This is a genomic window from Campylobacter sp. US55, from assembly GCF_004378955.1.
Classification (GTDB): domain Bacteria; phylum Campylobacterota; class Campylobacteria; order Campylobacterales; family Campylobacteraceae; genus Campylobacter_D; species Campylobacter_D jejuni.
The window spans coordinates 55,694-77,283 of sequence record NZ_RYYF01000005.1; the positions used below are offsets into that span (position 1 = coordinate 55,694).

At 30.1% G+C, this 21,590-nt stretch carries 23 protein-coding genes; 17 read left to right on the forward strand and 6 right to left on the reverse strand.

The window, feature by feature from the left end:
- Positions 1–966, reverse strand: coding sequence for a DNA polymerase III subunit delta (gene holA, locus ELQ07_RS04585; protein ID WP_052835103.1), 966 nt, complete (start codon positions 964–966; stop codon positions 1–3).
- On the reverse strand, positions 959–2,893 hold the full coding sequence (locus ELQ07_RS04590) for a ribonuclease R family protein (protein ID WP_134224798.1): 1,935 nt from the start codon (positions 2,891–2,893) through the stop codon (positions 959–961). Before ELQ07_RS04590 ends, holA begins: the two co-directional genes overlap by 8 nt.
- A gap of 118 nt (positions 2,894–3,011) precedes the next feature.
- On the opposite strand from ELQ07_RS04590, the gene ilvC reads away from it, so the two are divergent.
- Genes ilvC through ELQ07_RS04615 form a run of 5 tightly spaced genes read left to right on the forward strand, consistent with a single transcriptional unit; the run spans position 3,012 to position 7,131 of the window.
- Positions 3,012–4,034: a ketol-acid reductoisomerase gene (gene ilvC, locus ELQ07_RS04595; protein WP_002921147.1), complete on the forward strand. Its 1,023-nt coding sequence runs from the start codon at positions 3,012–3,014 to the stop codon at positions 4,032–4,034.
- Between the two features lie 3 nt (positions 4,035–4,037).
- The gene (locus ELQ07_RS04600) at positions 4,038–5,120 is read left to right on the forward strand and encodes a divergent polysaccharide deacetylase family protein (RefSeq protein WP_070295604.1); all 1,083 of its coding nucleotides are present in this window, start codon (positions 4,038–4,040) and stop codon (positions 5,118–5,120) included.
- On the forward strand, positions 5,110–5,883 hold the full coding sequence (locus tag ELQ07_RS04605) for a DNA-processing protein DprA (protein ID WP_070295605.1): 774 nt from the start codon (positions 5,110–5,112) through the stop codon (positions 5,881–5,883). The genes ELQ07_RS04600 and ELQ07_RS04605 overlap by 11 nt, the downstream gene beginning before the upstream one ends.
- Entirely contained in the window at positions 5,880–6,263 is a 384-nt protein-coding gene (ruvX, locus tag ELQ07_RS04610) for a Holliday junction resolvase RuvX (RefSeq protein ID WP_002856861.1), read from the forward strand. The genes ELQ07_RS04605 and ruvX overlap by 4 nt, the downstream gene beginning before the upstream one ends.
- A gap of 28 nt (positions 6,264–6,291) precedes the next feature.
- The gene (locus ELQ07_RS04615) at positions 6,292–7,131 is read left to right on the forward strand and encodes an RsmB/NOP family class I SAM-dependent RNA methyltransferase (protein ID WP_083262324.1); all 840 of its coding nucleotides are present in this window, start codon (positions 6,292–6,294) and stop codon (positions 7,129–7,131) included.
- A 175-nt stretch (positions 7,132–7,306) separates the two neighbouring features.
- Here the strand turns inward: ELQ07_RS04615 and msrA are convergent, their stop codons facing one another.
- The 4 genes from msrA to aspS are packed head-to-tail and all read right to left on the reverse strand — an operon-like array spanning position 7,307 to position 10,699.
- The gene (gene msrA, locus ELQ07_RS04620) at positions 7,307–7,804 is read right to left on the reverse strand and encodes a peptide-methionine (S)-S-oxide reductase MsrA (protein WP_002876697.1); all 498 of its coding nucleotides are present in this window, start codon (positions 7,802–7,804) and stop codon (positions 7,307–7,309) included.
- Between the two features lie 40 nt (positions 7,805–7,844).
- A complete protein-coding gene (gene ppa / locus ELQ07_RS04625; protein WP_002855031.1) occupies positions 7,845–8,363 on the reverse strand; it encodes an inorganic diphosphatase in 519 nt (172 codons plus the stop codon).
- A 9-nt stretch (positions 8,364–8,372) separates the two neighbouring features.
- Entirely contained in the window at positions 8,373–8,951 is a 579-nt protein-coding gene (locus ELQ07_RS04630; protein WP_002855137.1) for an adenylate kinase, read from the reverse strand.
- Positions 8,948–10,699 (reverse strand): aspartate--tRNA ligase, encoded by a 1,752-nt coding sequence (gene aspS, locus ELQ07_RS04635; protein WP_002854803.1) that lies wholly within the window; start codon positions 10,697–10,699, stop codon positions 8,948–8,950. The genes ELQ07_RS04630 and aspS overlap by 4 nt, the downstream gene beginning before the upstream one ends.
- 90 nt (positions 10,700–10,789) lie before the next feature.
- Between aspS and ELQ07_RS04640 the strand changes: the two genes are divergently transcribed.
- The 12 genes from ELQ07_RS04640 (at position 10,790) to mrdA (ending at position 21,564) form a co-directional block, all read left to right on the forward strand.
- Positions 10,790–11,650 (forward strand): NAD(+) kinase, encoded by an 861-nt coding sequence (locus tag ELQ07_RS04640; RefSeq protein ID WP_002876698.1) that lies wholly within the window; start codon positions 10,790–10,792, stop codon positions 11,648–11,650.
- The gene (locus ELQ07_RS04645) at positions 11,650–13,173 is read left to right on the forward strand and encodes an AAA family ATPase (protein WP_002876701.1); all 1,524 of its coding nucleotides are present in this window, start codon (positions 11,650–11,652) and stop codon (positions 13,171–13,173) included. The genes ELQ07_RS04640 and ELQ07_RS04645 overlap by 1 nt, the downstream gene beginning before the upstream one ends.
- Before the next feature lie 102 nt (positions 13,174–13,275).
- Positions 13,276–14,520, forward strand: a complete 1,245-nt coding sequence (gene cbrR / locus ELQ07_RS04650; protein WP_002876704.1) for a bile resistance response regulator CbrR — start codon at positions 13,276–13,278, stop codon at positions 14,518–14,520.
- Positions 14,511–15,326 (forward strand): TatD family hydrolase, encoded by an 816-nt coding sequence (locus tag ELQ07_RS04655; protein WP_002856820.1) that lies wholly within the window; start codon positions 14,511–14,513, stop codon positions 15,324–15,326. Before cbrR ends, ELQ07_RS04655 begins: the two co-directional genes overlap by 10 nt.
- Positions 15,326–16,444: a lytic transglycosylase domain-containing protein gene (locus ELQ07_RS04660; protein ID WP_002852087.1), complete on the forward strand. Its 1,119-nt coding sequence runs from the start codon at positions 15,326–15,328 to the stop codon at positions 16,442–16,444. The genes ELQ07_RS04655 and ELQ07_RS04660 overlap by 1 nt, the downstream gene beginning before the upstream one ends.
- Positions 16,404–17,231 carry a septal ring lytic transglycosylase RlpA family protein gene (locus ELQ07_RS04665; protein ID WP_002876709.1) on the forward strand — a complete coding sequence of 276 codons (828 nt, stop codon included), beginning with the start codon at positions 16,404–16,406 and terminating at the stop codon, positions 17,229–17,231. The genes ELQ07_RS04660 and ELQ07_RS04665 overlap by 41 nt, the downstream gene beginning before the upstream one ends.
- Before the next feature lie 5 nt (positions 17,232–17,236).
- Entirely contained in the window at positions 17,237–17,725 is a 489-nt protein-coding gene (locus ELQ07_RS04670; protein ID WP_002876712.1) for an HAD-IIIA family hydrolase, read from the forward strand.
- A complete protein-coding gene (locus tag ELQ07_RS04675) occupies positions 17,716–18,231 on the forward strand; it encodes a hypothetical protein (protein WP_002876713.1) in 516 nt (171 codons plus the stop codon). The genes ELQ07_RS04670 and ELQ07_RS04675 overlap by 10 nt, the downstream gene beginning before the upstream one ends.
- Positions 18,213–18,674, forward strand: coding sequence for an LptA/OstA family protein (locus ELQ07_RS04680; protein WP_002859586.1), 462 nt, complete (start codon positions 18,213–18,215; stop codon positions 18,672–18,674). The genes ELQ07_RS04675 and ELQ07_RS04680 overlap by 19 nt, the downstream gene beginning before the upstream one ends.
- Entirely contained in the window at positions 18,671–19,267 is a 597-nt protein-coding gene (gene yihA / locus ELQ07_RS04685; RefSeq protein WP_002876714.1) for a ribosome biogenesis GTP-binding protein YihA/YsxC, read from the forward strand. The genes ELQ07_RS04680 and yihA overlap by 4 nt, the downstream gene beginning before the upstream one ends.
- Positions 19,264–19,758 (forward strand): membrane protein, encoded by a 495-nt coding sequence (locus tag ELQ07_RS04690; protein WP_002857018.1) that lies wholly within the window; start codon positions 19,264–19,266, stop codon positions 19,756–19,758. The genes yihA and ELQ07_RS04690 overlap by 4 nt, the downstream gene beginning before the upstream one ends.
- The gene (gene mrdA, locus ELQ07_RS04695; protein WP_002859991.1) at positions 19,759–21,564 is read left to right on the forward strand and encodes a penicillin-binding protein 2; all 1,806 of its coding nucleotides are present in this window, start codon (positions 19,759–19,761) and stop codon (positions 21,562–21,564) included.
- Positions 21,565–21,590 lie beyond the last annotated feature (26 nt).

A 21,590-nucleotide genomic window follows, 5' to 3' on the forward strand; every position in this document is an offset into this window, starting at 1 on the left:
TTAGCTTTTCAAAATCCTTGCAAGTTTAAGTAAATTTGAAATCAAAAATTCTTTTTTTACGAGCTTAGAATTGGTTTTAAGCTCGTATTCGCTTTTAAGCAAAAGAGTGAAAATTTCTTTATATTGTTCGATTTTTAAACTAAAGGCTTGAGAGCTTAAATTTTGTCCCACTTGAGGAGGTGGAGTATAGCCTAAAAGATCTTTAAAGTCAATTTTACCATTGACTTTAGCATAAAGTGCGATTTTAAACAAACGATAAAAAGAATTATACAAAGAGTTGATTAAAGCAATTTCATTAAAATTATCTAAAATTTTTTCAAGTTCGCTTTTAAAGTCTTGTTTTTTTAAAATTTTCTCAAAAAAGCTTTCAAAACTTCCTGTATTCAAACTATAGCAGTATTGTTCTATGGTTTTTTCATCTACTCTTAAACCACTAAATTTATTAAGCTCGCTCGCAGCAAGATATAAATTCTCATCAAAACTTGTAAAAAGGGTAAACAAAGCATTTTGAGTGATTTCAACCCCTAGTTGTTTTGCTTTTATACTTAAAAGCTCCACGCCTTCTCTAGCTCCGTTAGCTTTAAAAAATCTTACAAAATGAGGAGAGAAAATTTTTTCTATGTCGCTTTGCTTTGAGTTTTCATCATAAAGCTCTAAAAGAAAGAAATTGTCCGTATTGTTTTTACAAAGATCTACTAAAATTTTAAGATCTTTTGTTGGAATTTTTTTAGAAGTTTTGATTTCTAGTAATTTTTTTTCACTAAAAAGCGATCCTGTACTTAAAAAATCACTTGCACGAGTGAAGTTGTATTCTTCAAAAAAAAGTTTTAAAGTTTCATCGGGCTTATATTTTTCTTTTATAAATTCAGCATAAAGTTCGCTTTGAAAATTATCTGCTCCATAAAGAAAGAAAAAATTAGGTATTGAATCTTTAGAAAGTAAGGTTTGAAGCTCTTTTCTATACATTTTCTTCCTTTATGAGTCTTTGGGTGATTTTAGCATAAATTTTTGCCATAACTATATCTGCTTCCATGATTTGCACTTCAACACTTTCTAGCAAATTTACACGCGTATCATAAAGGATTATATCTGCTCCTTTGATTTCATCATCTAGTTTAGCTATGCAAACTCCATCATTTTGCACAACTAAAGCTTTAAATTTTTTGCCTATATTTTTAGCCGCCCATCTAGCAAATTTTCTATCCATAAAATCAAAAGCAACCTTATCCGCCTCTCTTTCAAGTGTGCTAAGATTCTCGCAAGTGCTTTCTATGTTTAAAAGTAGATAATTAAAAAGTTTTTCATCGTTTTTTTGTTTGGCTTTTAAAAGTCTGTGTAAAATAAGATCAGAATACCTTCTTATAGGGCTTGTAAAATGTGAGTATTTATCAAAACCTAAGCCAAAATGTCCCGCATTTACACTAGAATATTCCGCTTTTTTTTGTGCTTTGATGATGAGTTTATCTACTTCTGCTCTTAAATTTAACTCATCGGCTAAAGCTTGTATGTCTCGTATGAGTTCAGGAAGATTGGGCTTAAAATTTACATCGATTCCGAGTTCGCGTAATTCATTTAAAAGCTTATCGATTTTTCTTACATCAGCGCTTAAGTGATTTCTAAAAACGCCTATATCTATGAGTTTTGCTGCGGCTTTATTGGCTAAAAGCATACAATCTTCGATCAAATTATGCGAAGGTGTGTCTTTTTCAAAAACTGTGCTTTTTAGACTTAAGTTTTCATCTAGATTCATTCTTAATTCTTCGGTGCGAAATTCAAAGGCATTTTTAAGACGCATTTTGCGTAAATTTTTTGTGATTTCAAAAAGCTCATAAAGCCATGAAAGCTCTTTTAAATCAGGTTTTTGTACTAAAATTTCATCAACTTCATCGTAATTAAAACGGCGTTTTGAGTTGATAATACCTTCAAAAAGTTCTTCTTTGATGACTTTATTTTCATGATCGAGTGTGATTTTAAAACAATACGCTAAGCGATCTAAATGAGGTTTTAAAGAACAGATATTTTCACTTAAAGGATGAGGCAGCATAGGTATAGCAATATGTGGAAAATAAATAGAAAATCCACGATTTCTTGCTTCTTTATCTATAGTACTATAAGCATAAACATATTCGCTAACATCAGCAATAGCTACATAAATTTCTCGTTTTTGGATGTCAAAATAAATCGCATCATCAAAATCTTTTGCATGTATAGGATCTATGGTGCAAAAAGGCAAGGCTCTTAAATCCATGCGATTTTCATACATACTCGCATCAACACTATCGCCGTTTGCTAGAGCTTCTTTGATACAAGCGTCGCTAAATTCGTTATTTTTATTAAAAAGAGCTAGGGAGATTTTTTCATCTACGCTTTCATCATCGATATGTCCTAAAACTTCTATGATATTGTTATTTTCATTTTCTATTTTTAAAATTGTCCCTAAAGGTAGTGCTTTTAAAGATTTTTGAGAAGCTTTTAAGGCAGTGCTTAATCCTGTTTTGATATTCATTCCAAGCACGGCTTCGCCATACCTTTTGGTGATCACTAAAGAGGTTTCATTGGCTCTTTTTAGAACCAAAATCACCTTTGCACTGGGGCGTTTTTTCTTTAAAGGTAGAAGTTTTACCGCGACTATATCTTTATAGTTTGCACCTTTTAGGTTTTTGTTTTCTATCAAAAGATCTTTTTTAAAACTTTCATCAAAGCATTGTAAAAAACCTGTGCCTTTGCTTGAAATATCAAGTACTCCAAAGGCAAAACCATTGTTAAGATAGTATTTGTTTTTGTGTTCTTTGATGATATGATTAGCTAAAAGCTCTCTTAAAATTTGTTTAAATTCATTGCTTACTTCATGAGAGCTAATGCCATAACTAAGACTGTTTAAAAATTCTTTCACTTTTGATACTTTATGATTTTTTGTAAAATTCTTACATAAAGTTTATAAAAAAAATATGAAATTTATACTTTAATTGCTATAATAATACCTTTAATTTTTGAATTTTTAAGGAGTGAATATGGCTATTACAGTATATTATGATAAAGATTGTGATTTAAATTTAATCAAATCAAAAAAAGTAGCAATTATAGGCTTTGGCTCTCAAGGACACGCTCATGCGATGAATTTAAGAGATAATGGCGTAAATGTAATTATCGGACTTCGTGAAGGTAGTGTAAGTGCTGTTAAAGCAAAAAATGCTGGTTTTGAAGTAATGAGTGTAAGTGAAGCTTCTAAGACAGCAGATGTGGTTATGATTTTAGCTCCTGATGAAATTCAAGCAGATATTTTTAATGTCGAAATAAAACCAAATTTAAGTGAAGGCAAGGCTATAGCTTTTGCGCACGGTTTTAATATCCACTATGGTCAAATTGTTGCTCCAAAAGGTATAGATGTTATCATGATAGCACCTAAAGCACCAGGACATACAGTAAGAAATGAATTTACTTTAGGAGGTGGAACTCCTTGTTTAATAGCCATCCATCAAGATGAAAGTAAAAATGCTAAAAATTTAGCCTTAAGTTATGCAAGTGCGATTGGGGGCGGACGCACAGGTATTATAGAAACAACCTTTAAAGCCGAAACAGAAACAGATCTTTTTGGTGAACAAGCTGTGCTTTGTGGTGGGCTTAGTGCTTTGATTCAAGCAGGTTTTGAGACTTTGGTTGAAGCAGGTTATGAACCTGAAATGGCTTATTTTGAGTGTTTGCATGAAATGAAACTCATTGTGGATTTGATTTATCAAGGTGGTATTGCAGATATGCGTTATTCTATCTCAAATACTGCAGAATACGGCGATTATATTACAGGGCCAAAGATTATTACTGAAGAGACTAAAAAAGCGATGAAAGGTGTTTTAAAAGATATACAAAATGGTGTTTTTGCAAAAGATTTTATCTTAGAACGCCGTGCAGGTTTTGCTAGAATGCATGCAGAACGCAAAAATATGAATGATTCTTTGATAGAAAAAACAGGGCGTAATTTGCGTGCGATGATGCCTTGGATCAGTGCTAAAAAATTAGTAGATAAAGATAAGAACTAAACATTGTCAAAGAAAAAATTAGTTCAAATTCAGCGTTATTTAATCATAGCTATACTTTTTTTACTTTGTATAGCTTTAGCTTTGGGAATTTTAGTAAAATATCAAAATTCCCAAGATGTTTCTTCTGTTAAGCCGGATTATTTTATTGATAAACAAGAAGATTTAATTTCATCAAATAAAGATCATTATGAAATTGGTATTTTTCAAGAGAATGAGTTTGATAATAATAAATCTGTAAGTATTTTAGAGCAAAAAATTCAAGAAATTGATGATTTAAATATAAGTTTAAATGAGCAAAATTTAAGCAATGTAGAGCAGAATTTAAGTTTAGAACAAAATCAGAGTTTGGAACACAATTTTATTCCAAAAGATACAAATTTAACTCAAGATCAAAATTTAACTTTTGATGAAGATATTCATTTAAATAAAATTTCTAAAAAACCAAAACTTGCTATTATTATCGATGATATGGCAAATGCAAGTCAGGTTAGAGGTTTAAAAGCTTTAAATTTAAAGTTAAATCCTTCTTTTTTCCCGCCAGATAAAAACCATAGCGAAACGCCAAAACTTGCTTTAAAATTTGATTTTTATATGGTGCATTTACCTTTAGCAGCGATTAATTACAATAAACCCGAGCTTGATACTTTAAATCCAAATGATAGCAAAGAAAGAATTTTTAAAAAAATCAAGCAAATTAAAAAAGATTTTAAGGATTTAAGATATATCAATAATCACACAGGAAGTTTATTTACAAGCAATGAAGAAGCTATGAGAAAGCTTTACGAGGCTTTAAAAAATCAAAATATATTTTTTGTAGATTCTAAAACTATAGGAAATTCTAAGGCAAATAAAATCGCTAAAGAACTCAGTATGCCTTATATACAAAGAGATGTGTTTTTGGATAATGAGGATGATGTTAATTATGTTAAAAAACAACTCGAAAGTGCAGTAAAACTTGCACAAAAAAAAGGTTTTGTTATAGCCATAGGACATCCTAGGAAAAATACTTTTAAAGCTTTAGAGCAAAGTAAGGATTTGTTAAAAGGCGTTGATCTTGTGTATTTGAGTGAAATTTATGGCAAGTGAAATTTTGCCTGATGAATTTTTAGAACTTTTTAAAGATTTAAAAAAGCCTCCTAAAAAATTACACTATAAAGGAAATTTATCTTTATTAAAACAAGATAAAATCGCTATTATAGGTTCAAGGCGTATGAGTGTTTATACGAAAAATTGTGTTTTTTCTTTAGCGAGTATGCTTAAAAATGCTCATCTTTGTGTGGTAAGTGGCGGTGCTTTGGGTGTGGATATCACCGCAAGTGTGGCGGCTATGCCAAATACTATAGGTATTTTTGCTAATGGTTTAGATCAAATTTATCCAAGAACTAATGAAAAAATCATTAAACAAATTTATGAAAATGCTTTGGCTTTAAGCGAATACGAAGATGATTATTTGCCAAAAAATTATGACTTTTTACTAAGAAATCGTTTGGTTATTGCTTTAAGTAAGGCCGTTGTAGTTGCACAAGCAGATATAAAAAGTGGTTCTATGCAAAGTGCAAAACTTGCTTTAGAACTCAATAAACCTTTATATGTTTTACCGCAAAGACTAGGAGAAAGCACAGCAACTAATTTGCTTTTAAAAGAAAATAAAGCAAAATTGATTTGTGATTTCAAAGAATTTGTAAGTGAGTTTGCAAGTATAGATACAAATCAAGATGAACTTTTAGAGTTTTGTAAAAAAGGTGTGAGTGTTGATGAGGCTTTAAAAATTTATGGACAAAAAGTTTATGAATACGAACTTGAGGGAAAAATTTCCATAGAAGGGCTTTTTATAAGGGTTTTAGTATGAGAGCTTTGGCTTTAGATGTAGGTTTAAAACGCATAGGTGTAGCGCTTTGCGTAGATAAAAAGATCGCTTTGCCTTTAGATGCAGTTTTAAGAAAAAATCGCAATCAAGCCGCCAATGAAATCAAAAATTTACTTAAAATACATGAAATTTCTTTACTCATTGTAGGCATTCCTAAGGGTGGATCAAGCGAAGAAGAAATGACAAGACGCATTAAGCATTTTGTTTCTTTGCTTGAATTTGATAAAGAAATTTGCTTTGTAGATGAAAGTGGAACAAGTAAAGAAGCTTTAGGATACGGTGTAGCCAATACACGCAAAAAAGATGGTAAATTAGACTCTTTATCCGCTTTTATCATGATAAAGGATTATTTTGCTCTCTAGAATAGAAAAACTTTATACCAAAGATGAAATGCAAAATATTTTATCTTCTTTTACTCAAGAAAAAAATGTTTGTGTATTTGCAAATGCTTTAAAAACCAGCATTGAAGAATTAGAAAAAGAATTTTTAAAACAAAATTTAAAATTTAAAAAGATCAACGCTTATTGTTATTTGTTTGACGCCAAAGATAAGGCTATCTTAAGTTCTATGAAAGCTTTTAATGAGGCGCACTTTTATATACAAAATTATTCTTCTTATTTGTGTGCTTTAAATTTAGAAGTTAAAGCAGGGCAAAGTGTTCTTGATATGTGTGCAGCTCCGGGTGGTAAAAGTATCAATCTTGCAAATTTTATGCAAAATACAGGTTATTTAGCTTGCAATGAGATGAGTAGGGATAGATTTTTTATTTTGCAAAAAAATCTTAAAAATTACGGCGTGATTGCTAAAGTTTTTATGAAAGATGGTAAAAATATAGGCAATTTATGTCCTTTAAAATTTGATAAAATTTTACTTGATGCACCTTGTTCAACTTTTGCTAAAATAGGTTTTGATTTGGAAAAAAGTTATAAAGAAATCAAAAATATTGCAAAAACTCAAAAAAAACTTCTACATTCTGCTTTAAAGGCATTAAAAATAGGCGGAGAGCTTGTATATAGTACTTGCACCTTTACCAAAGAAGAAAATGAAGAAGTGATAGAGAATGCTTTAAAAAGCGAGTTTAAATTAGAGCTTTTAGATATTGATTTGGAAAATGTTGAGGCTAAAGCAGGGCAAAGTGAAGAATTTGCTGAAATTTCAAAATGCAGACGGATTTTACCAAGCTTAGACTATGATGGATTTTTTATAGCTAAGCTTAGGAAATTATGTTAATTGATAAAATTATTCACATTTAAATACAAATTCATAAAAAAACTTAAAAAACAATAAATAATTTTTTCTTTATTTTAAAGCTTAAAGTTCTATTTTTAAGTACTTTGAAAAGAAAATCACAGCGTGAAAAGGCTGTGAATAAAGTTGAAATTTTTTTAACCTTAAAAAGATGAAATTAGTCTGATTGTATTTTTTGCAGTTTTGGAACTATTACAGCTTGACAATATCCTTGATTGGGATTATTTATAAAATAATGTTGATGATAGTTTTCAGCTTTGTAGTAAGTTTGCAATCTTGAAATTTTAGTAACTATTTTTTTGCTAAATATTTTTTGCTGTTCTTCGATGAAATTTTGAGCTAAAATTTTATCTTCTTCATTTTCGTAAAAGATTATTGAGCGATATTGTATACCAATATCTCCACCTTGTTTATCTATACTTGTTGGATCATGAATTTTAAAAAAGAGTGTTAAGATTTCAAGAAGAGAGATTTGTTTTTCATCGTAATTTATTTTGACAACTTCTATGTTACCATCACCATTACACACGCTTTCATAGCTAGGATTTGGATTTCCTCCGCTATATCCAACTTCAGTATCGATTACACCTTTTAGGCGTTCAAATACGGCTTCAACACACCAAAAACAACCACCACCTAAAACGATATTTTTCATTGCGAGTTTTCCTTGAGTTTAGCCCTTTGAAGGGCTAGGATTATTTGTAGTTTTTGATTGCTTTTTCTAAAATTTCAATTGCAGCTTTTTCATCTTTAAAATCTTGTACTTTAACCCATTTGTTTGGCTCTAAAATTTTATAAGTTTCAAAGAAATTTTTGATTTTATTTAAAGTTGCTTGTGGTAAATCTGTGTAAGTTTTTATATTGTCATATCTTGCATCTATTTTTGAATTTGGAACTGCAAGAAGTTTTTCATCCATTCCGCTTTCATCTTCCATGATTAAAACACCAATTAAGCGGCAAGGAATCACGGCTCCAGCTTGGATAGGATATTCATTAAGCACTAAAATATCCACAGGATCACCATCATCAGCCAAAGTATTGGCAATAAAACCATAGTTTGCTGGGTAAAACATCGCACTAGCCATAACGCGATCTACCATGATAGCACCACTATCTTTATCGATTTCGTATTTGATGCTTGATCCGTATGGAATTTCAATTACGGCATTGATTTTATTTGGAATATCTCCGATTTTGATTTTGCTTAAATCCATTTTTTCTCCTTATATACTTTGAATTTTTTTAATCAGTTCTTTCATGTCTGCAACAATAGGTTCGATAGTGCGTTCCCCATCGATAATAAAATGAAGTTTTTTCTTTTGATAAAAATCTAAAATTTCATTTAAAGGTTCTGTATAAACTTTCATTCTATTATAAAACACTTCTTCATTATCATCTGCACCACGATTTCTGCCTAAAACTCTTTCTTTGGCAACTTCTTCGCTTACTCTTACTTCTATAACACCTTTAAGACAAATTTCATTTTGCTCACTTAAAACCTTGTCAAATTCCATCATTTGTTCTACGCTTCTTGGATAGCCATCGATGATAATAGTTTTAGTTGGAGCAGCTTTTAGTGCGCAAACTATAGTATTTACAACAACATCTAAAGGAACAAGATTGCCTTTGGATATAAAACTATCTATAGTTTTTCCAAGCTCACTCCCACTTGCTACTTCAGCTCTTAAAAGATCTCCTGTTGAATAGTGTGTGATATTTGTCGCATCTGCTTGTGCGATTAAACTAGCATCGGTAGTTTTTCCACTACCTGGTGCACCTATGATTAAAAACAATTCTTTCATTTTATATTCTCCCTTAATTTGATTCCTAATTCTCTCATTGCTTCATTGCTGGCAGGCGATGGTGCATCTGTCATTAAGCATTGCGCTCTTTGGGTTTTTGGAAAGGCTATAACCTCTCTTATGCTGTTTGCTCCTGTAACTAGCATGATGAGTCTATCAAGTCCTATAGCGATACCTCCATGTGGTGGAGCACCAAAACTTAAAGCATCAAGTAAGAAGCCAAATTTTTCTTTTTGTTGTTCTTCATCGATATTTAAAAGTTTAAATACTTTTTGTTGAATATCGTTTTTATGGATTCTTATACTACCTCCACCTAGCTCAACGCCATTTAACACTACATCATAAGCAATAGATGAAATTTCTTCTAAATCAGTCTCATCGATATTTTTTGGCATGGTAAAAGGATGGTGCATCGCAGAATAACTTCCATCATCATTTTGTTCAAACATAGGAAAATCAACAACCCATAAGAATTCTAAGGCATTTGGATCTATAAGATTTAACTCGTTGGCTAAGAAAATTCTAAATCTTCCCATATAATCAAGCACGGTTTTTTTAGCTCCTGCACCGAAAAATACCACATCTCCTACTTCAAGTTCACAGCGTTTGCTTAGCTCATTTAAATCTTCTTCGCTAAAGAATTTGCAAAGCGGACCTTTAAGTCCATCTTCTTTAACTTGTATAAAAGCTAAGCCTTGAGCACCAAATTTACGCACAAATTCTTCAAATCTTTGCATTTGTCTTTTTGAAAAAATAGTATCGCCTTTTGGAACGCGTATGGCTTTGATGCGATTTTTCTTTGTATCTTTGGCAATATTTGCAAAAATTTCATTATTTGACTTAGCAAAAATATCAATCACATCAATAAATTTAAGATCAAATCTTAAATCCGGCTTATCAGAGCCATAATTCTCCATAGCGTCTTTGTATTGCATTTGTCTAAAAGGGGTTTGAATTTCTTTGCCGCAAGCTTTGAAAATATCTTTTAAAAAAGTTTCAGCTACATTGATTACATCTTTTTGTTCGCAAAAACTCATTTCAACATCAATTTGTGTGAATTCAGGTTGGCGATCAGCTCTTAAATCTTCATCTCTAAAACATTTTGCGATTTGAAAATAACGATCAAAACCGCTACACATTAAAAGTTGTTTGAAAAGCTGAGGGCTTTGTGGAAGAGCATAAAATTCACCCTGATGCACACGAGAAGGCACGAGATAATCTCTTGCGCCTTCGGGAGTAGCTTTGGTAAGAATAGGGGTTTCAACTTCTAAAAATCCCATATTTGCCAAAGAATTTCTAGCTGCTATACAAGCTTTAGAACGCAAGGCAAAATTTTCATAAAGTTTAGGATTTCTTAAATCTAAAAAGCGATATTTTAAGCGTAATTCTTCATTTACACTTTCATCGGCGATAGCAAAAGGAGGTACGGCACTTTCATTTTCTATGGTAAGTTTAGAAACAACTACTTCGATTTCTCCTGTTTTTAATTTAGGATTTACAAGTCCTTCGCCACGCGGACGAATAGCACCTTCTGCAATAAGTACAAATTCATTTCTTGCATTGGAAGCGATTTCATGAGCTTCTTTGCTATCATTTGGATCGCAAACAAGTTGGATAATACCACTTCTATCTCTTAAATCTATAAAAATAACTCCACCATGATCGCGGTAGCTATTTACCCAACCGCAAAGTTTAACGCTTTGACCAACATGGGAAATTCCCAAGTCTGTATTATAATGACTTCGCAAATTTATTCCTTGAAAAAGATTTTTTAAGATAATGAGCAAAATTATAGTATTTTTATTCTTTTGCTTTGCTAAGATTTGATATAATTTTTTATGCAAAATAAAATGGATTATAAAAATATTAAAAAAATCGGACTTGTTACACGACCCAATGTGAGTTTAGATAAGGAAATTTTAAAACTTCAATCGATTTTATCTATATATAAAGTTGAACTTGTATTGTTTAAAGAAAGTTCTGAAATTTTAGATTTGCCAAAGTATGGATTGGATGATTTGTTTAAAATATCTGATTTTGTTATTTCTTTAGGTGGAGATGGAACTTTGATTTCTTTATGTCGTAAAGCTTGTGAATATGATAAAGCAGTTTTAGGAATTCATGCTGGACATTTAGGTTTTTTAACAGATTTTAAAGTTGATGAAGCTGAAAATTTTTTTCAAGCTTTTTTTCAAGGAGAATTTAGAATAGAAAAGCCTTATTTATTAAGTGTTTTTTTAGAAGATAAGCAAGGAAAAATTTTAGAAAAATTAGCTTTTAACGATGTGGTCATCAGTAAAAACAATCAAGCTTCTATGGCTCATATAGAAGTTTTTAGAAAAGAAAAGAAATTTAATGAATATTTTGGAGATGGGCTTATTGTTGCAACTCCTGCGGGTTCAACAGCTTATAATTTAAGCGCAAATGGACCCATAGTTTATACTTTAGCTCAAGCTTTTATCTTAACTCCTGTTTGTTCTCATTCTTTAACACAACGCCCTATTGTTTTGCCAAAAGGTTTTGAAATAGAGATTATGGCAAAGGATTGCATACTTTGTATTGATGGGCAAGAAAATTATAAAATGAATGATTTTAAAAGTATAAAAGTGGGTTTAAGTGATAAAAATGTGGCTTTAATTCACCCAAAAAATAGGGATTATTTTCAAATTTTAAAAGAAAAATTACACTGGGGAAATTGATGATAAATAGAATTTTTATGAAAGAAAATCTTGGTTTTAAAAAGGCTGAGCTTGAAATTTCTAAAGGGCTTACCGTTTTTACAGGCCTAAGTGGAGCTGGAAAATCAGTTTTGTTTAAAGGAATTTTATCCGCATTTTCTTTGAGTGAAAGTGAGGCTAAAATTGTCGAAATAGAACTAGATGATAAGTTAGATTTAGAAAGTTTTGGCATAGAAAGCGAAGAGGAGAATGTTTTTAAGCTTTTAAAAGAAAAAAACACAAAATATTTTATTAACAATCAAAGCATAGCGAAAAAAAGTTTGCAAAATTTAAGTAAAACTTTTATTAAGTATTTAAGTGCAAAGGAAAATAACGAATTTGGAAATGAAAAATTTTTAAATCTCTTAGATGCCTTAGAAATGCAAGAAAATACAAATTTTATTTCCTTTTTAGAAGATTTTAAAAAAGATTTTAATGCTTATAGTCAAATTTCTAATGAGCTTAATGCAATTTTGGAAGAAGAAAAAAAAGTAGAAGAATTAAAAGAATTAGCTAGAGTGCAAATTGAAAAAATTTCAAGCATTAATCCTAAAATAGGTGAGTATGAAGAGCTTTTAATACTTAAAAAAAAGCTTTCTAAAAAAGATAAATTAGAAGAAGCTTGGAGTAAGGCAGAGCGTATTTTTGAGCTTGAAAAAGTTGTTATTGAAGCTTTAAATTTAAGCGAAGTTGATGCAAGTTTTTTTAGTGAATGTTTAAATGAATTACGCGTGATTTGTGAAAATCAAAAAATGGAAGATTTGGATTTTGATGTGGAGACGCTTTTAGATCGCATTGAAAATTTGTCCTATCTCATCAAGCGTTATGAAAGCATAGAAAATGCTTTAGAGGTTTTAAAACAAAAAAAACATGAACTAGAACATTATGAAAATTTAAGTTTTGAAAAAAAAGAACTTGAAAAAAAATTTCAAGAATTAAAACAAAAATTAGAAGAAAAAGCGCAAATTTTAAGTCAAACAAGAAAGAAAAACCTTAAAAAATTAGAAAAATGTTTAAATAATTATCTTAAAGATCTTTATATGAAAGACGCAAGTTTGACACTTAAAGAAAATGAAAAAATTTCAATTTTAGGCAAAGATGAGATAATGCTAGATATTAATTTAGCTCATTTAAAAAATTTAAGTTCGGGTGAATTAAATCGCTTAAGACTTGCTTTTATAGCCACAGAATGTAAAATTTTAAATGCAGGTAAAGGGATATTATTTTTAGATGAAATTGATGCAAATTTAAGTGGAAAAGAGGCTATGAGTATAGCCAAGGTTTTAGAAGAGCTTTCTAAGTTTTATCAAATTTTTGCTATTTCTCATTTGCCTCAACTTTCCTCTAAGGCACATAATCATTTTTTAGTTGAAAAAAATGGCGAAGAAAGCAAGGTAAAAAAGCTTGATCAAGAAGAAAGAATTAAAGAGCTTGCTAGGATGGTAAGCGGAGAGCTTGTTAGTGATGAAGCAATCGAATTTGCTAAGACCTTGTTTAAGAATTAAGCGGATTTTTTATTTTACTATGTTAGAATATATAACTATAAAATTTCCTTTCTTTGAAACAAATATATTAAAAATTTTAGATATAAAGGTATTTTACACACTATGAATAAGAAAATTTTAATTATTGATGACAATAAAATGCTCGGCAAACTTTTAGCTAAAAAAATTCAAATGACTTTAGATTATGAGGTAGATATTGCTTTTGGTTTCGCCGAAGCTAAGGAATTAGTGAATAATGATTATTTTTTAGCTTTTGTGGATTTATGTTTGCCAGATGCCCCAAATGGTGAAGTTGTGGATTATGTTATAGAAAAGAAAATTCCTGCTATTGTTCTTACAGCTAGTGGTGATAAGGCTACTAAAGAAAAATTTATGGATAAAGATATATTAGATTATATTTTTAAAGAAAGTGAAACTTGCATTGATGAGATTATTAGTTCTATTGTAAAACTTAATCAATATGCAAAAACTAAAGTGATTTTAGCTATGAGCAAGCTACCTGAACGTAATGAAATTAAAAAAATACTTACTCAAAGACAATTTAATGTTTTAGCTGCAGCTCATGGTGAAGAAGCAATGAGTTATTTAAATGATAATAATGATGTTAAGCTTATTATAGCAGATGTCAATATGCCAGTAATTAGCGGTTTTGAGCTTTTGACTCAAGTAAGAGAACGTTTTAGCGATGATGAATTAGGTGTGATTCTTTTAGGGGATCATAATAATTCATTTGAAGCGAATTCTTTTAAAAATGGAGTTAATGAATATTTGTTTAAGCCTTTAAACAAAGAAAGTTTTAATTGTCGCTTAGATCGTTGTTTATCTTACATGGATGATAAAAAATTTTTAAGCACTTATAATGTTTTAGATCCTGTATCTGGGGTTAAAAATTATAATGCTTTAATCGATGGAATAGATGATTATTTTAACGAAATAGCAACAAAAGACGAGGAATTTGCTTTTGCTTTCTTAGATATAGATAATCTTCAAATGATTAACGATGAATACGGTCGTGAAGTTGGTGATGAAGTAATTAAAATCTGTGCTAATGAAATAGTTAATGAAACTAAAGGAAGAGATCTTGTAGGTAGATATAGCGCAGAAAAAATTTGTATTTTACTTAAAAATATATCCCAAGAAAGAGCGATTAAAATCTTTTCTCGTATACGAGTAAATATAAAAAAAGCTGGTGTTTTAGTTAATTTAGATGAAGTCTTTTTTACAGCTTCTATAGGCGTGGTTTTTGGAAAAAGTGGAGATAAGATTGATTCTTTGGTTGATAAAGCAAGTAAAATATTGTCTCAAGCAAAAGATAATGGCAAGGATAGAGTTGAAGTATGTTCTTAAATCTTGATTTTCAAGATGGTTTAAGGATTGTTGATACACATTGCCATCTAGACAGTGAAGCATTTAAAGATGATTTAGATGAAACTTTAAATCGTGCTTTTAAAAATGGTATAGAGAAAATTATCATACCTGGTGCTGATATAAAAGACTTGCCTTATGCAGCTACAATTGCTCATAAATATAAAAATATTTTTTTTGCAGCAGGGGTGCATCCTTATGAAATTGATAATTATGATGAGAAAATTTTAAGGCAGTATTTATGCGATGAAAAGTGTGTAGCTGTAGGTGAATGTGGGCTTGATTATTTCCGTTTTAAAAGTGATCTTGCTGAAGAAATTCAAAAAGAAAAAGAAAATCAAAAAAAGATTTTTATTGCACAGCTTGAGCTTGCTATTGAATTTAAAAAACCTGTTATCATTCACTCAAGAGAAGCAAATCATGATACTTATGAGATTTTACATGGGTATTCTAAGGATCTTGTAGGAGGAGTTTTACACTGCTTTAATGCAAGCGAACATTTGCTAACTCTTTTTGAAGAGGGATTTTATTTTGGTATTGGGGGAGTTTTAACTTTTAAAAATGCTAAGAAATTAGTTGAGATTTTGCCTAAAATTCCAAAAGATAAACTACTACTTGAAACTGATGCTCCATATCTTACTCCAGAGCCTTATCGCGGTAAAAGAAATGAACCTTTGTTAACTCAATTTGTAGCAAACAAAATGTGTGAAGTATTGAATTTATCAAGAAAAGAGCTTCTAGAAATTTGTTTTAACAATTCTGAAAAATTATTTTTTAAAGGTTATTAATGAAAAAAATTTTATTGTGTTTTTTAATATGTTTTAATTTTCTTTTTGCACAAATTAATACTCCTGAATTTTATGAAAGACAAATGAATGTTTTAAGAAATTTAGATATTAATCCAAGTTTTATTAGTGATTTGATTTTTGTGCAAACTCAACAAGATATAAAATCAAAACATGCTCAAACTTTAATAGATAGTATGCAAAATTTTTCAAAAGTTACTCCTATGATAAGAAAAATTTTAGCCCAGCAGGAAGTTCCTGATGAGATTTTGTATCTAGCTATGGTTGAATCAGGCTTGAAAACTCATAGCGTTTCTAATGCCAAGGCTGTAGGGGTTTGGCAATTTATGCAACCAACAGCTAGAAATTTGGGTTTAAGAATCGATGCTTATGTTGATGAAAGGCGTGATCCAGTCAAGTCAACTTATGCTGCTACAAATTATTTAAAAGAGTTAAAAGAAGAATTTGGCAAATGGTATTTAGCGCTTTTAGCTTATAATTGCGGAAATGGCAAACTAAGACAAGCTATCAAGCAAGCAGGAAGTGATGATTTAAGTGTTTTATTGAACCCTGATAAGAAATATCTTTCTTTAGAAACTAGAAATTTTATAAGAAAGATTTTAACGCTTGCTTTTTTGGCCAATGATAGAGATTTTTTACTAGATAAAGATGCGTCTTTAATGAATTATGCTTTAAGCAATGAATTTGCAAAAGTTGATGTGCCTTCTTCTGCATCTTTAAAAGAAATAGCTAAAAATTTAAATATGGATCTTGCAACATTTAAGAAATATAATCCACAATTTAAACATAATTTTACGCCTCCTGGTAAAGGGTATTATATGTATATACCACTTAATAAAGTAGCATTTTTTGATAAAAATTTTAAAGCAGAAAAACTTGCGAAGGTTGATACAACTATACCTATGACAAGAACTTATACCGTTAAGTCTGGTGACTCTTTATATAAAATAGCAAAAAATTACAATATAAGTGTTGATGAAATTCGAGAATTCAATAAAATAGCAAAAAATCATCTTAGTATTAATCAAAAATTAATTATACCAATTAAGGAGAATAAAAATGCAAATAAAAACAATTACACTAAAGTTGTCAGCCGTTAGTCTAGGGGCTTTATTTTTTAGTGGTTGTTTAGGCACTAGTTTTTTTTCTAGCTTGGATAATGCTCAAGTGTATTATCCTTCAAATGATTTTAAAAGCAGTCCTAGTTCTTCAGGGACTAAAGGAACGATGAAGCCTTATACTATCAACGGTAAAACTTATTATCCTACTGTTGTAGCAGTAGGTGAAACTGCTGATGGTATTGCAAGTTGGTATGGTCCAGGTTTTCATGGTAAAAAAACCTCTAATGGCGAAACCTATAATCAAAACGGTTTAACCGCGGCTCATAAAACTTTACCTATGAATACCATTTTAAAAGTAACCAATCTAAATAACAATCGTCAAGTTACCGTTCGTGTGAATGATAGAGGTCCTTTTGTAAATAATCGTATTATAGATTTATCAAAAGGAGCTGCTAGTCAAATTGATATGATTGCTTCAGGAACAGCTCCAGTAAGGCTTGAGGTTATAGGATTTGGTTCAAGTAGCTCGGGTAATAATATTGTACATTCTAATGTAAACTATGGAAATAGTGGAGAGATTGCAAATAATGGACAAATTTATGAAGGTGGAAATTTCATGGTTCAAATTGGAGCCTTTAAAAACCCAGCTGGAGCACAAACGATAGCAGCAAGATATAAAACTTATAGAACTTATAGCTCCACTATACGCACAAGTTCAGTGGATGGGTTAAATCGCGTTTTCTTAACAGGCTTTAGAAGTGAAGATGAAGCAAGGGATTTTGCTGCAAGTGGTGCATTTTCAGGCGCATTTGTTGTAAGAGAGTAGAAATTATGACAGAATTGATTTTTTTGGATGTAGATGGCTGTTTAACTGATGGAAAAATTATTTATACTTCTAATGGAGAATTTATTAAAGAATTTGATGTAAAAGATGGAGCGGCTATCGAGGCTTGGCTAAAGCTTGGTAAAAAAATTGCTATTATTACAGGTAGAAATTGTCCTTGTCTTGAAAAAAGAGCTAAAGATTTAAAAATAGAAATTTTATATCAAGGTATCAAGGATAAGTTAGCTTGCGCAAAAGAAATTTTACAAAAGCTTAATTTAGATTTTTCTCAGTGTGCGGCTATTGGAGATTATTTTAACGATAAGGCTTTGCTTGAAAGTGTAGGACTTAGTTTTAAGCCAAAAGATGGTCATAAAGATTTAAATGTAGACATAGTGCTTAGCAAAAAAGGTGGTAAGGCTGCTGTAGCACAGATGATAGAAATTTTAGTAGAAAAAAATCGTCTAAAAGAAGAATGGAATAAGCTTTGGCTATAAAAATTTTTGGAATTTTAATTGCTCTTTTTACAATTACTTTTACGATTTTAAGTTTGCAAGATCCGTATTCTTTGAATTTGCAAACTAATGCTTTAAATTTTAAAAATATTGAGGCTAAAAATTTGAAAGCTTATGAGAGTAATGCTAGTACAATTAAGGCATATTATAAGGCAAATTCTTGGGTGAGATATACAGATAGAGATGAATTTAATGATTTTATTACTTTAAATTTAGATTTTAATCTTAGTGCAAATCGTTTAGAGTTTTTTAATAAAGATATGAGCAAGGTTTTGTTTGAAGGAAATGTTACTTATATAGGTTCTGATAATGTCAAAATTATTTCTCAAGAGGTAGAATACCAACCTAAGGATAAAATTTTACACACAAATACTAATTTTAAAGCTCTGATCAATGGAAGTATTATTAACGGAAATACTTTAAACTATGATGTAAAAAACAAAATTTTAAATATCCAAGGAGTAAATGCGTGGTTGCAAGACAAATAATTTTATTGTTAGCTTGTGTAAGTGTAACTTGGGCAACTCAAATTGAAGTAAAAGCTTTAAATTTTTACTCAGATGAAAATAAGGGTGAAAGTATTCTTAGTGGAAATGTAGAAGTAATTAGGGGTGATGATATTTTAAATTCTGAAAAATTGATTATTTATACGGATAAAAATCGCAAACCTATTCGTTATGAAGCAATGCAAAATGCTAGGTTTAAGATTGTTTTAAAAGGTAAAACTTATAAAGGTAGTGGAGATAAATTTATTTATAATGTTATTAAAGATACTTACGAGATTAATGGTCATGCTTATATAAATGAGCTTGGAAGCAATCAAAAACTTTTTGGTGATAAAATAATAGTCGATAGAAAAGCTAATATTTATCGAGTAGAGAGTAAGGATCAAAAACCTGCTCGTTTTGTATTTGACCTTAAAGACAAATGATAATTAGTGCTAAATTTATCACTTCTTTAGTGAAATTTGATGAGAATTTGAGCTCAAATTTTAGTGAAGTAGCATTTTTGGGGCGTTCTAATGTCGGAAAAAGTTCTTTAATCAATTCTTTGTGTAAACAAAAAAATTTAGCCAAAAGTTCGGCAACTCCTGGAAAAACTCAGCTTATAAATTTTTTCGAAGTAACTTGCAAAAGAAATGAAGAAAAATTTAATATCAATTTTATCGATTTGCCAGGGTTTGGTTATGCAAAGGTTTCTAAAAATTTAAAAGAAATATGGAATCAAAACTTAGATGAATTTTTAAAATTAAGAACCTCGATAAAGTTATTTATACATTTAATCGATTCAAGACATACTCATTTAGAGATCGATGTAAATTTAAATGACTATTTGAAAAGATTTTTACGACCTGATCAAAAAATTTTAAAAGTTTTTACCAAATGCGATAAATTAAATCAAAGTGAAAAAGCTAAGTTAAAAAATGAATTTAAAGACTCTATTTTAGTTTCAAATTTGAATAAATTTGGCCTTGATTCTTTGGAAGATATTATTATCAATCAAACTTTAGGTCTTGGTAAATGAGAAGAAATTTAAGTGCTTATAAAGCAAAATTTAATGGAGCTTATGTCTTTTTAGGATTTTTTTTTCTAATCTATCAGATTCTTGGTTCGACTTTTGTATATGCTCCGTTACTTTATGGGATTTTTTTCTGTTATATGTTTTGCTTACTAGAAGAGAGAGAAAGAACTTTTTCAAAGCTTGATTTTAGATGGTATTTTTCTTTATTTTTTTTATTTTTTACTGATATAACTTATAATTTTTTTATTTTTTCATCTTGGTTGGCATTTTTTATTTTTTATTATCTTTGTGCAGATTGGATTAAGACAAATTTAAAAATTGGTAAATTTATCCCTGTTGTTTTTGTGCTTTGTGCTTACGGCATTATTTTGTTTTTGGATATGATATTGTCTTATATTGGAGATGAAAAAATTAAAATTTTAGGATGGGCGTATATTGTTTCAGTTTTTATAGAATGTTGTTTAGCTTATGTGTTTTTTAAAGGTAAAATTTAAATGAGAATGCGTTTAGTTGTTGGATTTATACTATTGTTTTTTATATTTTTATTAAGTCGTGTGTATTATTTGAGTATAAAATCAAATGTATATTATGAAGAGCTTGCTAAACAAAATGCCATAAAAACTGAATTTTTGCCACCTGTTAGGGGTCAAATTACAGATAGAAATGGAACTTTATTGGCTATTAATGATTTGGGTTTTAGTATTTCTATTAAACCTTATTTGAGTATTAAAAAGTCAAATAAAGGAATTTTGGATAAAGAATTATCTGAACTTACAAATTTATTTCCCGATTTAAATGCTAGTAAATTAGCAGAAATTTATAAGAGAAATGATTCTTACTATAATCAAGATTTTATTAAAGTTGTAGATTTTATACCCTATGATGAGATTATTCCGCATTATTCAGAGTTAAATCTTAATAAAACAATAAAAATAGATCCTGTTGTAAAAAGAAAATATCCTTTTGGAAAATTAGCTTCGCATATTATTGGGTATGTAGGTAAGGCAAATTTGCAAGATGTTCAAGAAAATGAAATAGCAAAACTTTCTAATTATACGGGAAAAAGTGGTATAGAACGCTATTATAATGATATTTTACAAGGAGAAAAAGGAACTAGGGTTTATAAGGTTAATGCCTTAAATCAAGAAGTAGAACAGCTTTCTTACACTCCTGCTATGTCTAATGATATAGAACTTACGATAGATATAGAGCTTCAGTCTTATTTAACTTCATTGTTTGAAGGGAATGCTGGAGCTGCTATAATTATGAATGTAAATGATGGATCTATTTTAGCTGCAGGGAGTTTCCCTGAATATGATCTTAATCCTTTTGTAACAGGGATTTCTTTTAAGGATTGGGATGAGCTTTCAAATAGTCTTGATCATCCTTTTACAAATAAACTTATAAATGGATATTATCCTCCAGGTTCTGTTGTAAAAATGGGAGTAGGGCTTTCTTTTTTAAATTCTAAAAATATTAGTCCATCAACTCAATATGTTTGCAATGGAAGTATTGAGCTTGGAGGCAGGTTTTTTAGATGTTGGAATCGATCAGGCCATGGACCTGTGGATTTAAAACATGCGATAAAATATAGTTGTGATGTTTATTTTTATAATGGCAGTTTGCAAGTTGGAATCGATCAAATAAGTGAAACTTTATCTCGCATTGGCTTTGGAGCGAAAACAGGGGTAGATTTACCTAGTGAATTTGTAGGAACTTTACCAAGCAAAGAATGGAAGATGCAAAGATATAGACAATCTTGGTTTCAAGGTGATACTTTAAATACAGCTATAGGTCAAGGTAATTTTCTTGCAACACCTATGCAAATTGCTAGATATACAGCTCAAATCGCAAAAGGTGGAGAGGTTATACCTCATTTTTTAAAAAGCATAGAAAATAATAATACAACTATAGAAAATCAAATGGATGAAAATAAAAAAGAAATTTTTACTTTATTTGAAAAGAGTCAATTGCCTTATATAAGAGATGCAATGTATGCTGTTGCTAATGAGCAAGGAGGAACCTCTTATCGTTATTTGCATAATCTTGATGTGAAAGTTGCAGCAAAAACAGGAACTGCTCAGGTTGTGGGATTTTCACAAACAGATAAAAATAGGGTCGATGAAAAACAATTTGAGTATTATACTAGATCTCATGCGTGGCTTACTTCTTATGCTCCTTATTCTAAGCCAAAATATGTAGTTACCGTTCTTTTGGAACATGGTGGGAGAAATATTACTTCAGGGGCAACTGTAGCTAAAATTTATCAAAAAATGATTGAACTTGGATATTTTAAATAATTTTTAGTTGTAAATTGAGTTTTTCA